Source organism: Aliiglaciecola sp., from assembly GCF_039982535.1.
Lineage (GTDB): Bacteria > Pseudomonadota > Gammaproteobacteria > Enterobacterales > Alteromonadaceae > Aliiglaciecola.
The window spans coordinates 196,421-213,179 of record NZ_JBDWYG010000007.1 but is presented as its reverse complement, the minus strand read 5'-3'; the positions used below and the strand labels follow the sequence as shown (position 1 = coordinate 213,179).

The window sequence follows — 16,759 nt, the reverse complement described above, 5'->3', positions numbered from 1 at the left end:
TATGGAAGCCGTGGCTTTTTTAGTTGAAACAATTTTTAAGCTTTATCTAATGGTCGTCATGTTACGACTTTGGCTGCAACTTGCCCAAGCTGATTTTTATAACCCTTTGAGTCAGTTTGTGGTCAAAGTGACCCATCCTGTTGTTGGCCCGCTACGCAGAATAATCCCTTCAATAGGCAAGTTTGATACAGCAACCTTTGTGTTTGCTCTGGTTATAGCCCTAGCAAACGTCTGGGTGATAGCCTGGCTAAAAGGTTTCATGATTCTAGATGTATTATGGCTACTAAAAAGCGCACTCTTGATGCTAGTAGTCGAAGGCGTGCAATTAATCATTTACGTGCTAATTATACGCGCTATTTTAAGTTGGGTAAGCCAAGGCAATAATCCTTTGGAATTTTTATTCCACCAGCTAACTGAGCCAATGATTGCACCTATTAGAAGAATCATTCCTCCCATCGGTGGTCTTGATTTATCTCCCATGATACTAATCATCTTTTTGCTTTTTATTATGCGACTTTTTTAGGAGCTTTAAATGTTTTATCGGGCTATCTGTTTATCTCTATTATTACTTACGAGTGTATCCTCTGCAGAACAGAAAAAGGTGTTGGGAGACTGGGATGTTCATTACATTGCCTTTAATACCACATTCTTAACACCCGAAATTGCTAAGGCAAATGGGATTGTTCGCAGTCCCAATAATACCTTGATTAACATATCAGTGATTGACCGCAAAACTAAACAAGCTCAAAAAGTCGATATTAGTGGCACAGCCAGAAATCTAATTGGTTCAACCACCGAATTAACTTTTATACCAGTCATAGAAGGGGAAGCCATTTATTATTTGGCTTCTATGCCCTTTGAACATGAAGAACACTACCGTTTCAGCATATCTTTAAAACAAAATAAGATCAGTCAAACATTAAAGTTTGAACAAAAACTTTATCGAGAAGAATAAGCAATATTAGGCTAAATTAGCTTCTTTTTTATACCATTGTTTAATAGATAAACTTGTCAAATTGCTCTAACGTTGGGTTATTAATTACTAATAACCCGAATTCATGACAAATAATTCCAAACCGTTGGATAATACCAAACGCGAAACCCTAAAAACGTTAGCAAAGAGCGGCGCTACTGCAATGCTTATTGGTAAGGCGCCCTATGTCTTTGCCCGGACCAAAACTGTACTTAAAGTTCTTGGTACTCACGTTACCTTGCAAGAGGAATTGCGCAAGCAAGCTATGCAAGATCTAGGGATAGATTTGATATTTGAAGCCGGAGGTAGTGCTTCCATATTGCAAAAGGCATCTGTTGATCCAACTTCGTTTGATGTATACGAACAGTGGTCAAATAGTATTAACGTGCTTTGGGCATCAAGTTCAATTCAAGCAATCGACAAAAAGCGGCTAACCTATTGGGATGAAATTAACTCTTTAACCAAAACTGGCAAAATAACTGACAATGCTAAATTTGGTGCGGGAGATGCGCCATATAAAATATTACACGTTCAAGACAATGGCCAACTAGGAACTGAACACACAGATAAAGTCAGCTTTTTACCTTATGTACATAATGTTGATTCGTTTGGTTATAACACTGAAAAGGTTGCCGAAGGTATTCCCTATAAAACAGAAAGCTGGGGTTGGTTATTAGATCAGAAAAATCGAGGAAAGGTGGGGATTGTTAATGCTCCAACAATTGGGATTTTTGATTTAGCCTTAGCGACCCAAGCTCAAGGTGTATTAACGTTCGATGATATCGGCGCTATGTCTAAACGAGAATTAGATATCATGTTCGATTATCTTATTGAACTGAAGCACAAAAATCACTTTAGTGGGTTTTGGACCTCAGTACCTGAATCAGTTGACTTTATGCGCTCAGAGCGGGTTCATATAGAAAGTATGTTCTCCCCTGCTGTATCTGCATTAAATGGCCAAAATGTCCCTGTTTCATTTGCAGCTCCTAAAGAAGGATATAGAGGTTGGCATGGCGTAATGTGCCTATCATCTGCAATTTCTAATAGCAAAAAAGACGCCGCCTATGACTATATGAATTGGTGGTTATCAGGATGGCCTGGCGCCTTCATCGCCAAACAAGGTTATTATATTTCTAACCCTAAACGTTCAACAAAATACTTGAATCAGGCAGAATGGGACTATTGGTATAGAGGTTTAGCAGCAAGTCACGATCTACAAGGGACTGATGGTAAAATATCAGTTCGCAAAGGTAATATTCGTTCTGGTGGAAGTTACGAAACTCGATTCTCAAATGTAGCAGTATGGAATACAGTGATGCCAACTTACGATTATAGTTTACAAAAATGGTACGAATTTATTAGCTCGTAAGAGTCTTGGAGATCTAAAGGAATTGTTTAATTCGTTAAAAACTCAAATAACGATAGTGTTAGCTGCGCTTATTCTTTTTTTAAGCGCTCAATCGTATTTGTCTACAAAAAACCAAGAAACGTTTTTGGCGGGCATTACCTTATCTCAACAAACAATGGATAAGGTTGGACTTGTGCGAGATCTTGAAAAAGACTTGCTCGATATTCAGCGATACGTACTGATTTTTAAACAAACCGCCAGTGACTCGGTTATTGAACGCTTTAACTTAATTCAAGACAAAATTAATACCAATCTGTCATTGCTAAATACCTCTGTAGAGTCTGATGAACAAGCCTCGGTTTATATCGATAGAATAACCAGAATGCGCGCCCACCTGGATGAATACAGAAATAACTTTGAAAGCGTGGTTCAAGGGCGAAGCCGCAGGGAGCGGTTATTTGAAGATAACATAGAAACCCAATTCGAAAAAAACCTTGCTCAATTAGAAGCGTACCAAAGTAATAAAAACCTATCAGAGGAAGAAAGCAGAGCGGTATTGGCAATTAGCTTGCTATTATCTGAAGCACATAGTCACTCTTTAGAATATTTGTTGACCCCAGATCCAAGTATAATTAATGAATTTGATAGCTTGCTATTACAGTCAAAAGAGATTTTGAGTAACTCACTTCAAGATACTCCGTCACTAAATATGATGGAAACCAATTTAAGTAAGCTAAGTAATGATTTTAAACAACTCACACAGATTACTCGGGGGTATTTATTCTTAATCAACGTTGTAATGGCAGGGTCAGCAAACGAGTTTTTATATTTAACTAGAGAGCTGAATCAGCTCGTTACTGAAAACCAGCAACGGATAAACGCTGAAATTATCCAAAGTGGTAAAGATGCACAAAACCGCAATAGTCTATTCGCAGTCATTAGCGTTGCTCTAGCAGTCTTAACAGCATTGTTCTTTACGTATCGAGTAATGATGCCGATATCTGAAATGACTGAAGTATTCAAAACGTTAGCCAGCGGTAAAGGCATAAATAAAGCTATTAAGAAACGCAGAAATAACGAAATTGGAGAATTGGCTGTAGCGGCACAAGTGTTTCAGGAGAAGAATAAACAAACCCAAGAACTTTTGGAGCATTCCAAAAATCTGAATGCTCAGCAGGAAGTGTTGAACCAAGAATTGGCAGTCTCTAAAAAGAAAGCGGAAGAAGCTTTAGCTACTAAGAGTATTTTTCTGGCCAATATGAGTCATGAAATCCGCACCCCAATGAACGGCATTATCGGATTAGTTGATATCGTTTTAAAATCGAAACTCGATGACAAACAAAGAGCTAACTTAGAAAAGGTTACCTACTCAACCCATATTCTACTGAATTTAATCAATGGTATTCTCGACTTTTCTAAAATAGAAGCTGGCAAACTTGAAATAGAAAAAATCAAATTTTCTCCCCGCTCTATGTTCGAAAATTTATTGGCAAATATCTCGACCAAAGGAAACGAGAAAAACCTAAACATACAATTTATTGTCAACCCACTTTTACCTGTAGAGCTTATTGGTGATCCCATGAGGATAAATCAAGTTCTACTTAATTTGTGTACCAATGCGGTTAAATTTACGCGTAATGGTTCTGTGTTTATTAATATCGACTTTACCCAATTAGATAACCAGGAAATCTGTTTAAAGATATCGGTGAAAGATACCGGTATTGGCATGGATGAGACTCAACTGACCAGTATTTTTAATCCATTTACCCAAGCAGATGACTCTACAAGCAGAAAGTTCGGTGGTACAGGCTTGGGCTTAACTATTGTTAAGCAGCTGGTTGAATTAATGCACGGAAAAATATCCGTTGAGTCTAAAGTTAATAGTGGCAGTCATTTTCAAGTAGAGTTTGTTGTAGGTACTGGTAATTCTAATACGCGAATTATGGACTTAGGGTTTGACGTTAATATTGGACATGTTTCCATCAATGATTCGGGGCTAACTCCACTCACTTACCTAAACAGCTTAGATCAGGATTATATATCCTTAGAGTTAGCAGATTTAGATGACTTCGAATTTCAAAATAACGAAAAATCCCTGTTATTGTTGGATATTGATGATATTCAAACCCATAAAGCTTTAAACCAACACATTGCCATTGCAAAAGAAAAAGGAATCAATATTGGCTTAGTGACTAATACTCAACCTAGTACACTGCCTTCCTTATTACACAAAAAGTGGGATCTTCCCGTGCTTTCTCACCCCTTTACACCTAGGCAGTTTACCCTGTTTATGTTGCAGACTTTAGGGGTAGAATTACAATATAATCAGCAAGAGTTAGGTGAGATTGATACTGTTTCTGAACGTCTTAGTGGCCATGTTTTATTAGTGGAAGATAACCATATTAACCAAATCGTAGCCTGCGAGATGTTAACCAATCTGGGCCTTACCTTTGACGTGGCTGAGGATGGGCATCAAGCGGTGACAAAAATAGTCAACTCTCCTCAATACGACATTGTTCTGATGGACATCCAAATGCCTATTATGGATGGTTATGAAGCAACTAAGCAGCTCAGGAAGCAAGGTTTCAAAGATTTAGTTATATGTGGGTTGTCTGCCAACGCAATGAATTCAGATTTTGAATTAGCCTATGCTGCTGGCATGAATGATTATATAACTAAACCCATCAAGCCTCAGATGTTAAATCATGTACTAGGTAAATATCTTCCTTCAGAACCCAAAAACAGCTTAGTAAAAAGTGACTTCAAACTTCAAATCGAAAATGAGTCAACAACCTAGTGTCTACTAGCTGCTTAAGGTAACCGCCTCTTGCTGGTTAGCTACCGCTTAAATTTGAGCGCACAGCTTCTTGCACACCACTAAATACACTGTCATCTGGATAACCGTCAGCTAACATATTTCGGGACAACTGGAATTGACGAATGCCTTTGCGAGTAGCGGGCCCCATAATCCCATCGGCTTTTCCTACATCAAAGCCCAGATCGTTCAAGCCATCTTGCAATTCAACCATTTGGCTAATGGGGTAATTGGGTAGATCGGGTAACGACTTTGCCCACTCGGGTTTACCAATAATCCGATCCGCCAAGTAACCAACTGCGAGAGCGTAAGACTCAGAGTTATTCCAACGCATAATCACATCAAAGTTTCGGTATACCAAAAATGCTGGCCCTTTAGCGCCTGTGGGTAAAATTAATGACGCATCAATTTCGCTTTTAGGAATTTTATCATCATTGACTTTGCGAATACCGAATTCAGACCATTGAGTTAACTGTTTACGGCTGTCTTTTCCAGAATGACTGTAATCAAAGTTGTCAGGTAAAGTAACTTCTCTGCCCCAGATAAAGCCTTTTTCCCAACCTAACTTATTCAAAAAATTAGCAGCGGAAGACAAAGCATCAGGTTCACTATCCCATAAATCAACTAACCCATCATTGTCACCGTCTACAGCATAATTAATATAAGCAGACGGCATAAACTGTGTATGCCCCATAGCACCGGCCCAAGACCCTAGCATCTTATCTTTTTTCAGATTTTCGCGTTGCATCAGCTTCAGAGCGGTTAGTAATTCTTGGGTAAAGAATCGACTGCGACGTTCGTCACAAGCCAGGGTCGCTAAGGAGTCGATAATCGGCATTTTACCTTTATAACTGCCAAAGTTTGTTTCCAATCCCCAGAATGAAATTAAGTAGTGGGCTGGAACGCCATACTCTTTTGTTAGGTCATTTAGTAAGTCTTTATGCTTACGTAGCATTTCTCGACCTTTATCAATACGCCACTGAGTTACACGTTTGTTTAAATAGGTGGGGAAAGTTTGCACAAACTCAGGTTGATTACGATCGTATTCGAGTACTTTATCAATCTGTTTCACATCATCTAAAGCATAAGAGATGACCGATTTATCAATACCTGCCGTTTCAGCTTTTTGCTGGATATTCGAGATGCAGCTAGCAAAAACCTGTTCCCCAGATTCTGACGTTGTTTGCACAGGCACTTCTTGTGCCATCAAAGTAGCTGAAAACAGTAAATTGGCGGCAATCAAGGTGCTTTTGGTCTTAACAGAAATCATATAATTCCTCGGCTAGAATAGTTCTATTATTAGCTTAACTGGATAATGGCATTGGAAAAGCTTAGTTTCAATTTCCGCCCTGCCCCATCACTATTATTGTTCTTCGCGGGTAAAAACCCATTGTTTGTCATTACTTAAAGAAGCACTAAATTGATACCCAGCACCATCAAATTGTTTAATTTGTTCAGGCTTAGATAAACGCTTTTCAATAATATAGCGCGCCATTAATCCGCGCGCTTTTTTAGCAAAAAAGCTGATGACTTTGTATTCACCGTTCTTTTTGTCCTTGAACACTGGGGTGATAACAGTCGCCTTTAGGTTTTTAACCTTGACCGACTTAAAGTACTCATTCGATGCTAAATTCACCAGCACATCGTCACCTTGTTGCTGCAAGGAATCACTAATACCTTGGGTTATTTTGTCACCCCAAAACTCGTACAGATTCTTACCGCGCTGGTTATTCAATTTAGTCCCCATCTCTAACCGATAAGGTTGCATTAGGTCTAAAGGTTTTAGCAACCCATACAAACCCGATAAAATACGCATATGTTGTTGTGCATATTCAAGATCCTCTTGACTAAATTGCTCAGCTTGAATACCTGAATAAACATCACCGTTGAACGCTAAAATGGCTTGTTTGGCATTGTCAGAAGTAAAGGGTAAAGACCAACTACTGAAGCGAGCAGCGTTTAGACCAGCTAATTTATCACTAATATGCATCAGACTAGATAATTGAGCAGGTGATAATTTGACACACTCTTTAATTAGCAGCTCAGAATCAGCCAAATAATCGGGTTCGGAGAAAAGTGGTGTCGTGGGCGGTGTTTCATAGTCTAAATTCTTTGCAGGTGATACAACAACTAGCATCAAATATCCTTTCGTAAATTAGTATTAATGACGGAGTATAAACTCGTCATCACTATACCATTAATTGTAAATACTAAACATTTGGACAATTACATATTTAACAGTTCAATTTATATTTTAATGGAATTAAAGCCGCAAAAAGTGACAAATAAATGCAACAATTTTGAGTAATTACTCACAACTCATATAATTGCTCACTTTTATTTATTATAATAAGCCTATTATTTTTAATAGTTCAGGGTTCGATAATGTAGAAACCAAGCGTTAACAGTTATACCCTGTGAGGCATACCTAAGGTTTACTACTTTTATCAGGCAATCTCGACACGTAATAACGATCGATGATTGTACAATTAATTATTTCTAAAGAGGTTTTTATGACAAATCAATTAGCAGCTTTGCGGGAAATCACCACAGTTGTGGCAGACACCGGTGACATCGAAGCCATTAAAAAGTATCAACCTGTTGATGCTACTACTAACCCGTCTTTGTTACTGAAAGCTGCAGAACTCCCACAATACCGCACATTGATTGAAGAGTCGGTTGCCTGGGCAAAAGAACAGTCTAATGATGAGTTACAGCAAATCGAAGATGCTGGTGACATGTTAGCGGTTAAAATTGGTAAAGAAATTGTCAATATCGTACCTGGGCGCATTTCAACAGAAGTAGATGCTCGTCTATCTTTCGATACTCAAGGTAGCATTGCTAAAGCCAAAAAACTTATCTCCTTATATGACCAAGCAGGTGTGAGTAAAGATAGAGTGTTAATTAAGCTAGCTTCCACTTGGGAAGGGATCCGCGCTGCTGAGATTCTGGAAAAAGAAGGAATTAACTGTAACCTAACGTTGTTGTTTAGTTTCGCTCAAGCCAGAGCCTGTGCCGAAGCTGGTGTATTCTTAATTTCTCCTTTTGTGGGCCGAATTCTGGACTGGTACAAAGCCAGTACAGGCAAAGACAGCTACCCAGCTGATGAAGATCCAGGTGTAGTGTCTGTGAGTAATATTTATCAATATTACAAAGAACACGGCTACAAGACCGTTGTTATGGGTGCAAGTTTCCGTAATACCGGTGAAATCATTGAGTTAGCAGGCTGCGATAGATTAACCATAAGCCCAAATCTTTTAGAAGAGCTTTCACAAACCGAAGGTGGTTTGGAAACTAAGTTAGTTGATAAAGGCGCAAGCAAAACTGCTGGCGAAAAGCTAACTGAAAGTCAATTTAGATGGGAACATAACCAAGATGCCATGGCCACAGAAAAGCTTGCCGAAGGTATTCGCAACTTTGCCAAAGACCAAGACAAACTAGAAGTTATGTTGAAAGACCTTTTGTAATTTGATTTAACCTGAACTATAGAACACTTACGTACTTAACGACGTGTTTCTAATGGTTAACCTAAAAATTAGATAATACAGCAATCTTTAATCGCCGATAAAAGAAGAGAATTGATAAATGTCTTTAGTAAATCAAAGTGAACAATGGAAAACCCTTGAGAACTTAGCAAAGGGTATCGCTGGTCAGCATATGCGTGATTGGTTTGAAGCAGACAACACCAGAGCTTCTAAGTACTTTCTTGAAAGTTGCGGGATCAAGCTAGATTATTCCAAAAACTTAATAAACCAAGAAATACTGCAAGCACTGTATAGTTTGGCAGATAGTCAACAAGTCGCTGAAAAGCGTGATGCTATGTTCGCTGGCAACATTGTTAATCACACCGAAAAAAGAGCGGTACTACATACTGCCTTGCGTAACTTTTCCGGTGAACCTGTAATGGTTGACGGCGAAGATGTCATGCCAGAGGTGTTAGCCACTCAAGATAAGATTAAAGACTTTGTTCATTCGATTCACTCCGGCGAGCACCTAGGTTATACCGGTAAAACAATTAAACACATTGTTGCTATCGGCATTGGTGGTTCATTTTTAGGTCCTAAAATCATGTCAGAGGCGTTAAAACCTTATTGGCATAAAGGCATTTCGGTCCACTATGTGGCCAATGTAGATGGATGTCATATTCACGATGTGTTGGCTGAGCTTGATCATACTGATACCTTGATTGTGATGTCATCTAAGTCGTTCACTACTCAAGAAACACTGCAAAACACCCTGACAGCAAAACAATGGTTCCTTGACCAAGGTGGCAGTCAAAAAGATATTGCTAAGCACTTCGTGGCGGTTTCATCTAACGTTAAAGCAGCCGTTGAATTTGGTATGGATGAAAATAACATCTTTCCTATGTGGGATTGGGTTGGTGGCCGCTATTCACTGTGGTCGGCTATAGGTTTACCTATTGCTTTGACGATTGGATACCAACATTACCGTGAGTTACTTGAGGGTGCTTACGAAATGGATTGCCACTTCAAAGAGGCACCAGCAGAGCAAAACCTTCCCATGTTATTAGGTCTTCTTGGGGTTTGGTACACCAACTTTCACGGTGCACAAAGCCATGTTCTGCTGCCTTACTATCATTACCTGCGGGGTTTCCCTGCCTATGTTCAACAATTGGACATGGAAAGTAATGGTAAGGGTGTAGCTGGTTTAAACGAACAAATCGACTATGCCACCGGGCCTGTTATTTGGGGAAGTGAGGGAACCAATGGTCAACACTCGTTCCATCAATTGATCCATCAGGGGAAAGTACTTATTCCTGCTGATTTCATGTTCCCATTGAACGTCAACAATCAAGATGACACCCACCACGCAATGCTGGCCTCTAATTGTTTTGGTCAAACCCAAGCATTGATGCAAGGTAAAACCTATGAAGAGTGTTACGCCGATTTAGAAAGTGCCAATTTAGACGAAGAAACTCGCCAATCTTTGGCCACCCATAAAACCATGCCCGGTAACAAACCTAGTAATACCTTGTTATTTGATCAACTAGATCCTAAGACCTTAGGGGCATTAGTTTGTATGTATGAACACAAAGTGTTTGTGCAAGGGGCTATTTGGGGAGTTAACTCGTTTGACCAATGGGGCGTTGAACTTGGAAAAGTGTTAGGTAACCAAGTGTTAGATAAATTGGTGAATAGCGACGCTCAATTGGACTTTGACAACTCAACCAATCATTTAATTGCGGCTTTTAGAGCGGCCAATAGTAAATAATTTTTCCCTTCAATAAATTCGATTTGCTGCTTGTTAATTCGAGTAGCAAATCTCTTTTCTGTTCTTATACCTCACGGTTTTAGGTTCTGTTTATATTCAGCGCAACATGCTTGTTTTACCGTCTACTTTCGGCTTTTTTGTCATCAAAACTTCATACTTTATTAACAAAAACTAAAACTAATAGTTTTATTTTGATAGCGCCTGTGATAAAAAAATACTCGGTCAGTAAAATCAAAGTAGGAAATGTTGATTGACTGGCTAGCCTTATTTGCGCCAAAAACAATAAATGGAGACGTAAAGTGGATACAAAAAAGTTAATGTCAATGATTGACACCGAATCCCGCCCATCTAAAACTAAAAGCAAAAAGCGTAAGTGGAGAGAAATAGAAGCGATTCAAGATCGCTATAAATTAAGAAAAGAGCTCGAAGATATGGATATGTCTTTAGAAGCCGAACTAGCTAACCTATAATCGATAAATCAAAGCCTCACATTGTGGGGCTTTTTTTATCTCTTTAGAAACTAGTCAATTTGCCAATTTATTGGTGATTGGCCTTGCTCTGTCAGCAGTTGATTGGCCTGGGAGAAGTGTTTGCATCCTAGGAATCCCCGGTGTGCTGACAAAGGTGATGGGTGTGGCGCCTTGAGCACATAATGGCGACTGTGGTCAACTAACTGACCTTTCTTTTGACTGTGGCTGCCCCACAGTAAAAAAACCAGACCATCACGGTGTTGGCTTAGTTCGCTAATCACCTTATCTGTGAATATTTCCCAACCAATTTTTGCATGGGAATTGGCTTTCCCCTGCTCCACCGTTAACACCGAATTAAGCAGTAACACACCTTGTTCTGCCCATTGTTGTAAATTGCCATGGGAGGGAATAACAAAACCTGGGATATCCTGGGCCAACTCTTTGTATATATTTCTTAAGGATGGTGGAATTTTAACCGCTGATTCCACCGAAAAACTTAAGCCATGTGCCTGATCAGGACCATGATAGGGGTCTTGCCCTAAAATAACGACTTTAACATCCGCAAAGAGAGTCATTTTGAATGCGTTAAAAACACTCTCAGTAGGCGGATAAATGACTTTACCCGCACCACGTTCGTCAGCTATAAATTGTTCAATCTGTTGGAAATAAGGCTGTTTTTTCTCAGCCTCAATAATCTTTTTCCAAGTCAGCATTTATGCTTGCAGAGTCTTGAATAAATGAGCTTTAAGTTGCTCATAATCATTTGGCAACTCTACTGAGTAGCTTTCTTTACCCGCACAGTCAGCCAAAGGTTGTGGCAAACTAATAGGCTGGCCTAATACATTTTCAACACTTTCTCTGAATTTAGCAGGGTGAGCAGTCCCTAAGAAAATACCAGTTTCACCTGGCTCAATGAAACGGGTCAAAGACTTATAAGCGATTGCTGCATGGGGTTCACTCACATATCCAAGTTGAGCCAGCTGTTTCATGGCAACCTGAGTGTAGTCTTCATCAACGGCGTCACCTTGCAACATGTCTTTATCAATTAAACCACGTTCGATAAGTGCTTCAATTCTTGGCCAGTTATTAGGTTGGCTTACGTCCATTGCATTGGATAAGGTAGCGACTGTGGCTTTAGGATCCCATTCGCCGGTTTTAAGATAACGGGGAACAGTATCATTTGAATTAGTTGCCGCTACAAAACGTTTGATAGGTAAGCCCATCACTTTAGCAATCATGCCTGCGGTTAAATTACCAAAGTTACCACTTGGCACAGAAATCACTACGTTTTCACGTTCTTCTGCTGATAATTGAGAAATTGCCTCAAAGTAATAACAAACCTGAGCTAGCAAACGACTAATATTAATAGAGTTAGCCGAGTTTAGGTGTAACCCTTGACGTACATCAACATCATCAAATGATGATTTCACCAACTGTTGGCAAGCATCGAAGTCGTCTTCGATAGCCACAGTGTGGATGTTATCACCCAATGTTGTGAAGAGTTTTTCCTGTAGAAGACTAATTTTGCCTTTCGGATACAAAATCACTACATTAATATTATCTAAACCATGGAATGCATGAGCTACTGCAGCACCGGTATCACCTGAGGTAGCAGTTAATATGGTTATAGGTTCACCTTTAGCTATAACTGACAGGACTTGGGCCATAAAACGGCCACCAAAGTCTTTAAACGCCAGTGTCGGGCCATGGAACAATTCTAGACTGTAAATACCGTCGGTCACTTTTGCTAAAGGGGCTCCAAAAGCAAAGGCTTTTTCAACAATGCCTTGAATCTCTGCTTTTGGCAGCTCATCACCAATCAATTGGGACAATATTTCAACTGAACGAGGTACGAATGGCATATCCAAAATTGCCTGGATATTTTCGAATTTAGGAAATTCCTTCGGAAAATACAGCCCTTGGTTTTTACCTAAGCCTTTTTTTACTGCTTCAGCGAAATTTACTTGGTCGCTGTCATCTTTTAAATTAAACAATTCCACTTAATTACTACCTTTATTTTATCGGTTTACCAGCATCTTGGGGCTGGTTTAAGAGACCACAGCACCTTGAGTATCAATCTGGCAAATATGACTAAAGCCAGTGTCATTCTGAATATAGTTTTCAGATAACCAGTTTTGAATACCTTGTGCTTGTTCTAAATTATTACAAACTGCAAATACGGTTGGGCCCGAGCCAGAAATACCAAAGGCTAGACCACCATTGTTCATTACATAGTCTCTGCTTTCATCAAACTTCGGTAGCAAAGATTTACGATAGGGCTCAGCTATTACATCCTTCATTACTGCGGCTGCAAGGGCTTCATCTTTTCGGTAACTTGCATCTACAAATACGGCAAGTTGTTGACCAAAGGTGATGGTTTGTGCCATTGGGATCTGCTTAGGCAAAATATCTCGGGCTGCTGCCGTCGAAACACTGATACCTGAAAAACATGCCACCCAATACCAGTTCTCAAATACTGGTAAAGACAAAGCGATTTTGTCGGATTGGCTATTCATCAACGTTAAACCACCCACAAAACATGGCGCGACATTATCGTAATGCACACTACCACTGATTTGTCCTTCCAATTCACCCATCATCAATAGTAACTCGTTTGCTTCAAAGGGTTCATCAAAAAATTGATTTAAACCATGTAGCGCAGCCACTATCGAACTCGCACTTGAACCCAACCCACTACCTATGGGTAAGTTTTTGTACAACACCATTGCCACTTCCGCAGTGGGTAAGTCACGCTCACGCAATTTTTTAGTGAATAAAGTGTAGCAGTGAAAAACAATATTTGATTGCGGATCTGCAGGTAACTTATCTGCAAAGCGTCCTTCAACCTTTAAACTAAAGGTGTCAGCAGAGCTAACATCCACTTGATCACCTAATGGACTACCATCAATAGGGGTTAATGCAGCACCCAGTAAGTCAAAACCAAGGCTAACATTGCCAATTGATGCAGGCGCGTAAGCTGTAATGCTTTTATTCATCGATTAGATATCCTGTTTCCATGGCATAGTACGAAGTACATCGGCAAATACACCAGCTGCTGTTACCGTTGCGCCAGCGCCGTAACCGCGAATCACATAAGGAATCGGCTGATAATAATGACTATGGATTGCTAAGGCATTCTCACCTTCTTTAATTGCATATAAAGGGTGAGTATTATCAACGGCTTTTAGGGCAACCTTACACTGGCCATTTTCAATTGAGCCAACATAACGTAACACTTGCCCTTTGCTTTTAGCCTCTTCGACAAGTTTTAAATAATGGCCATCCAAGCTTGGTAGATTGGCCATAAAGTCGTCAATGCTGCCACTTGCATCAAAAGAGTCAGGCAAAACAGATTCTATTTCAATATCACTTAACTCTAACTCAAGATCAGATTCGCGAGCCATTATTAACAGTTTTCTCGCCACATCCATACCCGACAAATCATCCCGCGGGTCAGGCTCTGTAAAACCATTCTGTTTAGCTATTTGAGTAGCCTCTGACAAACTATGGCCTTCATCTAACTTACCGAATACGAATGATAAGGAACCCGACAAGATGCCTTCGAAACGTTTTAATTCGTCACCTGCGTAAATCAGTTTTTGTAAATTATCGATAACTGGCAGTCCAGCTCCTACAGTGGTTTCATATAAAAACTGACGGTTGGTTTGCTGTGCCATGGAACGCAGCTTTTTGTAATAAGCAATTTCGCGGGTATTGGCTTTTTTGTTTGGCGTTACTACGTGGAAACCGGCAGACATAAAATCCGCATATTGACCGGCAATATTTTCGTTACTAGTACAATCAACAATGACTGGATTAATTAAGCTATTTTGCTTAACAAATTCACTCAAATTCTCTACCGAGAGAGTTTTCTCTGAGTTATCTAAATCTGCTTGCCATTCACTTTGCAGGTCAATGCCACCAGTTTGTAATAATAACTTACGACTATTGGCAACACCGTATACTTTTAAACTAATACCACGCTCGAATAACGGTTGTTGTTGACGAGCCATTTGTTCCAATAACTCTTTTCCTACATTGCCGCACCCCACGAGGAAAATATCAATGGAGTGGGTATTCGAGAAAAAATTCTGATGCACAACCTTCACCGCCTCTTTTGCACGATTACTCTCAATCACTGTAGAAATTGAACGCTCAGATGAACCCTGAGCAATCGCAACGTTATTCACTCTAGCTTGCGCCAATGAACTAAAGAACTTTGCAGCCAAGCCTTTAGAATGACGCATACCATCACCCACTAGGGTTACAATGGCCAATTCATGGCGCACTTCAATGGGATCTAATAGGTTATTGGCAAGCTCAAGGGCAAACGCATCTTCTAACAGATTCTGTGCTTTTTCGGCGTCTTTGCTGTGGATACAGAAACTAATGCTGTATTCAGAAGAAGACTGAGTAATTAAGCTAATGGAGATATTCGCATTAGACATCACTTCAAACACACGACTCGCCATGCCTACCATACCTTTCATACCAGGGCCGGCAACATTAAACATAGTCATGTCATCAAGGTGAGAGATGCCTTTCACACTGGTCCAAATATCACTCGATTCTTTACCAATTAAAGTTCCAGGAGCAGCAGGGTTTAAGGTGTTACGAATCAAACAGGGAATATGGTGTTGAGCGATAGGACCAATAGTTTTAGGATGCAACACTTTGGCGCCAAAGTAAGACAGTTCCATGGCTTCTTGATAAGTGAGCTTGTCGAGAAGCACTGCGCCATCCACTTGATTAGGATCAGCATTGTAAACCCCATCCACATCCGTCCAAATCTCACAACATTCTGCGTCTAAACACGCAGCAAGAATGGCCGCGGAATAGTCGGAACCGTTACGTCCAAGAGTCACTTTCTCGCCTTCGGCGTTTACTGCAACAAAACCCGGCATAATTAAAATTTCAGATTTATCGTAAACAAACTCCGAGAAGCGGGCTTTGCTTACTGCAACATCGGCAATGCTATCTAAGTATTCACCTTCGGCAACAATATAATTAACCGGATCAATAATGTGATTTTTTTGGCCTAGGGCGTTCAGTATTTCACTGAAAATATTCACACTGACATATTCGCCCATACTTAAAATTTTGGCGGTAATTTGGTCTGGTGCACAACGCAGTAACTGAATGCCATCTAGATGCTGTTTCAATTCAGCTAAAATTGTATCAATAAAACTGCTTAAACGGGCTTTGCGGAAAGCAGGCAATTGCTCAGCTAAGTCGCTAGCAATACCATTTAATGTCATATCTAATTTGGCATACAATTCGCCAAAGTCATTTCCCGCACTTGCTTGTTCACATAACAACGACAATGCATTTGTCACTCCCTTTGGAGCTGATAAAACCACTGCTGCACCGTTTTCTTCATGGCTAGCTAAACTGATGTCTTTAACCGACAAATAACGTTTAGCATCGGCCATTGAAGAGCCACCAAATTTCAACACCTTCATTTATTGCTCCTGTTTACTTCTGTTCCGCTGCTTGAGATTCGCATTCTAATTTCGCACTTTAACCCAACTCTGAAGCCATCTATTTGTTGTGTAGCCATTTAAAGTAGGCAAATAATTTTGCTGTAAATAACAAAAAGCCCGCTTGAGTCGCGGGCTTTTTTAAATTTCTTTAAGCACTAGCCAGCGACCAACTCGTTTGAGGTGGTAATCATAATCATGCCGATGGTGCTTATTATTATTTTCATGGGCTTCAATTTGCCGTATAGACGTCTATATGTCAACCGTCAAAGGGTGATTTGTTGGCGATTTATGCTGATCTAATTACTCTAAGGTAGAATTAAATGGATTGAATAGGTACTTCACATCGTCACACGAGTAAATATTTAACCTTTACTGCAGTTTACTTTGTAATGAGTCATTCGTTAATGAATGACTGGATCTGGACAAACAGGATAAATC

13 protein-coding genes are annotated in these 16,759 nt (G+C 39.9%); 7 read left to right on the top strand and 6 right to left on the bottom strand.

What is annotated here, in order from left to right:
• Position 1 precedes the first annotated feature (1 nt).
• From ABJV04_RS00955 to ABJV04_RS00940, 4 genes are all read left to right on the top strand, one after another.
• Positions 2–523, top strand: a complete 522-nt coding sequence (locus tag ABJV04_RS00955) for a YggT family protein (RefSeq protein ID WP_348489228.1) — start codon at positions 2–4, stop codon at positions 521–523.
• A 9-nt stretch (positions 524–532) separates the two neighbouring features.
• Entirely contained in the window at positions 533–955 is a 423-nt protein-coding gene (locus ABJV04_RS00950; protein WP_348489227.1) for a DUF4426 domain-containing protein, read from the top strand.
• Positions 956–1,058: 103 nt separating this feature from the next.
• Complete coding sequence (locus tag ABJV04_RS00945) at positions 1,059–2,342, top strand: ABC transporter substrate-binding protein (RefSeq protein WP_348489226.1); 1,284 nt, start codon at positions 1,059–1,061, stop codon at positions 2,340–2,342.
• A 97-nt stretch (positions 2,343–2,439) separates the two neighbouring features.
• Positions 2,440–5,118, top strand: coding sequence for an ATP-binding protein (locus ABJV04_RS00940; protein WP_348489225.1), 2,679 nt, complete (start codon positions 2,440–2,442; stop codon positions 5,116–5,118).
• A gap of 37 nt (positions 5,119–5,155) precedes the next feature.
• Here ABJV04_RS00940 and ABJV04_RS00935 read toward each other — a convergent pair whose 3' ends face one another.
• Positions 5,156–6,406, bottom strand: a complete 1,251-nt coding sequence (locus tag ABJV04_RS00935) for a lytic murein transglycosylase (protein WP_348489224.1) — start codon at positions 6,404–6,406, stop codon at positions 5,156–5,158.
• Between the two features lie 93 nt (positions 6,407–6,499).
• Positions 6,500–7,273 carry a peroxide stress protein YaaA gene (yaaA, locus tag ABJV04_RS00930; RefSeq protein WP_348489223.1) on the bottom strand — a complete coding sequence of 258 codons (774 nt, stop codon included), beginning with the start codon at positions 7,271–7,273 and terminating at the stop codon, positions 6,500–6,502.
• Positions 7,274–7,649: 376 nt separating this feature from the next.
• Here yaaA and tal point away from each other — a divergent pair, with 376 nt between their 5' ends.
• The 3 genes from tal (at position 7,650) to ABJV04_RS00915 (ending at position 10,838) form a co-directional block, all read left to right on the top strand.
• Positions 7,650–8,603, top strand: a complete 954-nt coding sequence (gene tal, locus ABJV04_RS00925; protein WP_348489222.1) for a transaldolase — start codon at positions 7,650–7,652, stop codon at positions 8,601–8,603.
• Positions 8,604–8,721: 118 nt separating this feature from the next.
• Positions 8,722–10,368, top strand: coding sequence for a glucose-6-phosphate isomerase (pgi, locus tag ABJV04_RS00920; protein WP_348489221.1), 1,647 nt, complete (start codon positions 8,722–8,724; stop codon positions 10,366–10,368).
• Positions 10,369–10,667: 299 nt separating this feature from the next.
• Positions 10,668–10,838, top strand: a complete 171-nt coding sequence (locus ABJV04_RS00915) for a DUF3545 family protein (protein WP_348489220.1) — start codon at positions 10,668–10,670, stop codon at positions 10,836–10,838.
• A gap of 50 nt (positions 10,839–10,888) precedes the next feature.
• Here the strand turns inward: ABJV04_RS00915 and ung are convergent, their stop codons facing one another.
• From ung to thrA, 4 genes are read right to left on the bottom strand one after another with little or no spacing between them, the layout of a single operon-like run.
• Positions 10,889–11,551, bottom strand: a complete 663-nt coding sequence (gene ung / locus ABJV04_RS00910) for a uracil-DNA glycosylase (protein WP_348489219.1) — start codon at positions 11,549–11,551, stop codon at positions 10,889–10,891.
• Positions 11,552–12,838, bottom strand: coding sequence for a threonine synthase (gene thrC / locus ABJV04_RS00905; RefSeq protein ID WP_348489218.1), 1,287 nt, complete (start codon positions 12,836–12,838; stop codon positions 11,552–11,554).
• Positions 12,839–12,886: 48 nt separating this feature from the next.
• A complete protein-coding gene (thrB, locus tag ABJV04_RS00900; RefSeq protein WP_348489217.1) occupies positions 12,887–13,834 on the bottom strand; it encodes a homoserine kinase in 948 nt (315 codons plus the stop codon).
• Positions 13,835–13,837: 3 nt separating this feature from the next.
• Positions 13,838–16,300, bottom strand: a complete 2,463-nt coding sequence (gene thrA / locus ABJV04_RS00895; protein WP_348489216.1) for a bifunctional aspartate kinase/homoserine dehydrogenase I — start codon at positions 16,298–16,300, stop codon at positions 13,838–13,840.
• Positions 16,301–16,759 lie beyond the last annotated feature (459 nt).

Coding starts and splice junctions, on each gene's coding strand:
- ABJV04_RS00945 (WP_348489226.1), top strand. CDS start 1,059: ATGACAAATAATTCCAAACCGTTGGATAATACCAAACGCGAAACCCTA.
- yaaA (WP_348489223.1), bottom strand. CDS start 7,273: ATGCTAGTTGTTGTATCACCTGCAAAGAATTTAGACTATGAAACACCG.
- thrB (WP_348489217.1), bottom strand. CDS start 13,834: ATGAATAAAAGCATTACAGCTTACGCGCCTGCATCAATTGGCAATGTT.
- thrA (WP_348489216.1), bottom strand. CDS start 16,300: ATGAAGGTGTTGAAATTTGGTGGCTCTTCAATGGCCGATGCTAAACGT.
- tal (WP_348489222.1), top strand. CDS start 7,650: ATGACAAATCAATTAGCAGCTTTGCGGGAAATCACCACAGTTGTGGCA.
- ABJV04_RS00935 (WP_348489224.1), bottom strand. CDS start 6,406: ATGATTTCTGTTAAGACCAAAAGCACCTTGATTGCCGCCAATTTACTG.
- ABJV04_RS00955 (WP_348489228.1), top strand. CDS start 2: ATGGAAGCCGTGGCTTTTTTAGTTGAAACAATTTTTAAGCTTTATCTA.
- ung (WP_348489219.1), bottom strand. CDS start 11,551: ATGCTGACTTGGAAAAAGATTATTGAGGCTGAGAAAAAACAGCCTTAT.
- pgi (WP_348489221.1), top strand. CDS start 8,722: ATGTCTTTAGTAAATCAAAGTGAACAATGGAAAACCCTTGAGAACTTA.
- ABJV04_RS00950 (WP_348489227.1), top strand. CDS start 533: ATGTTTTATCGGGCTATCTGTTTATCTCTATTATTACTTACGAGTGTA.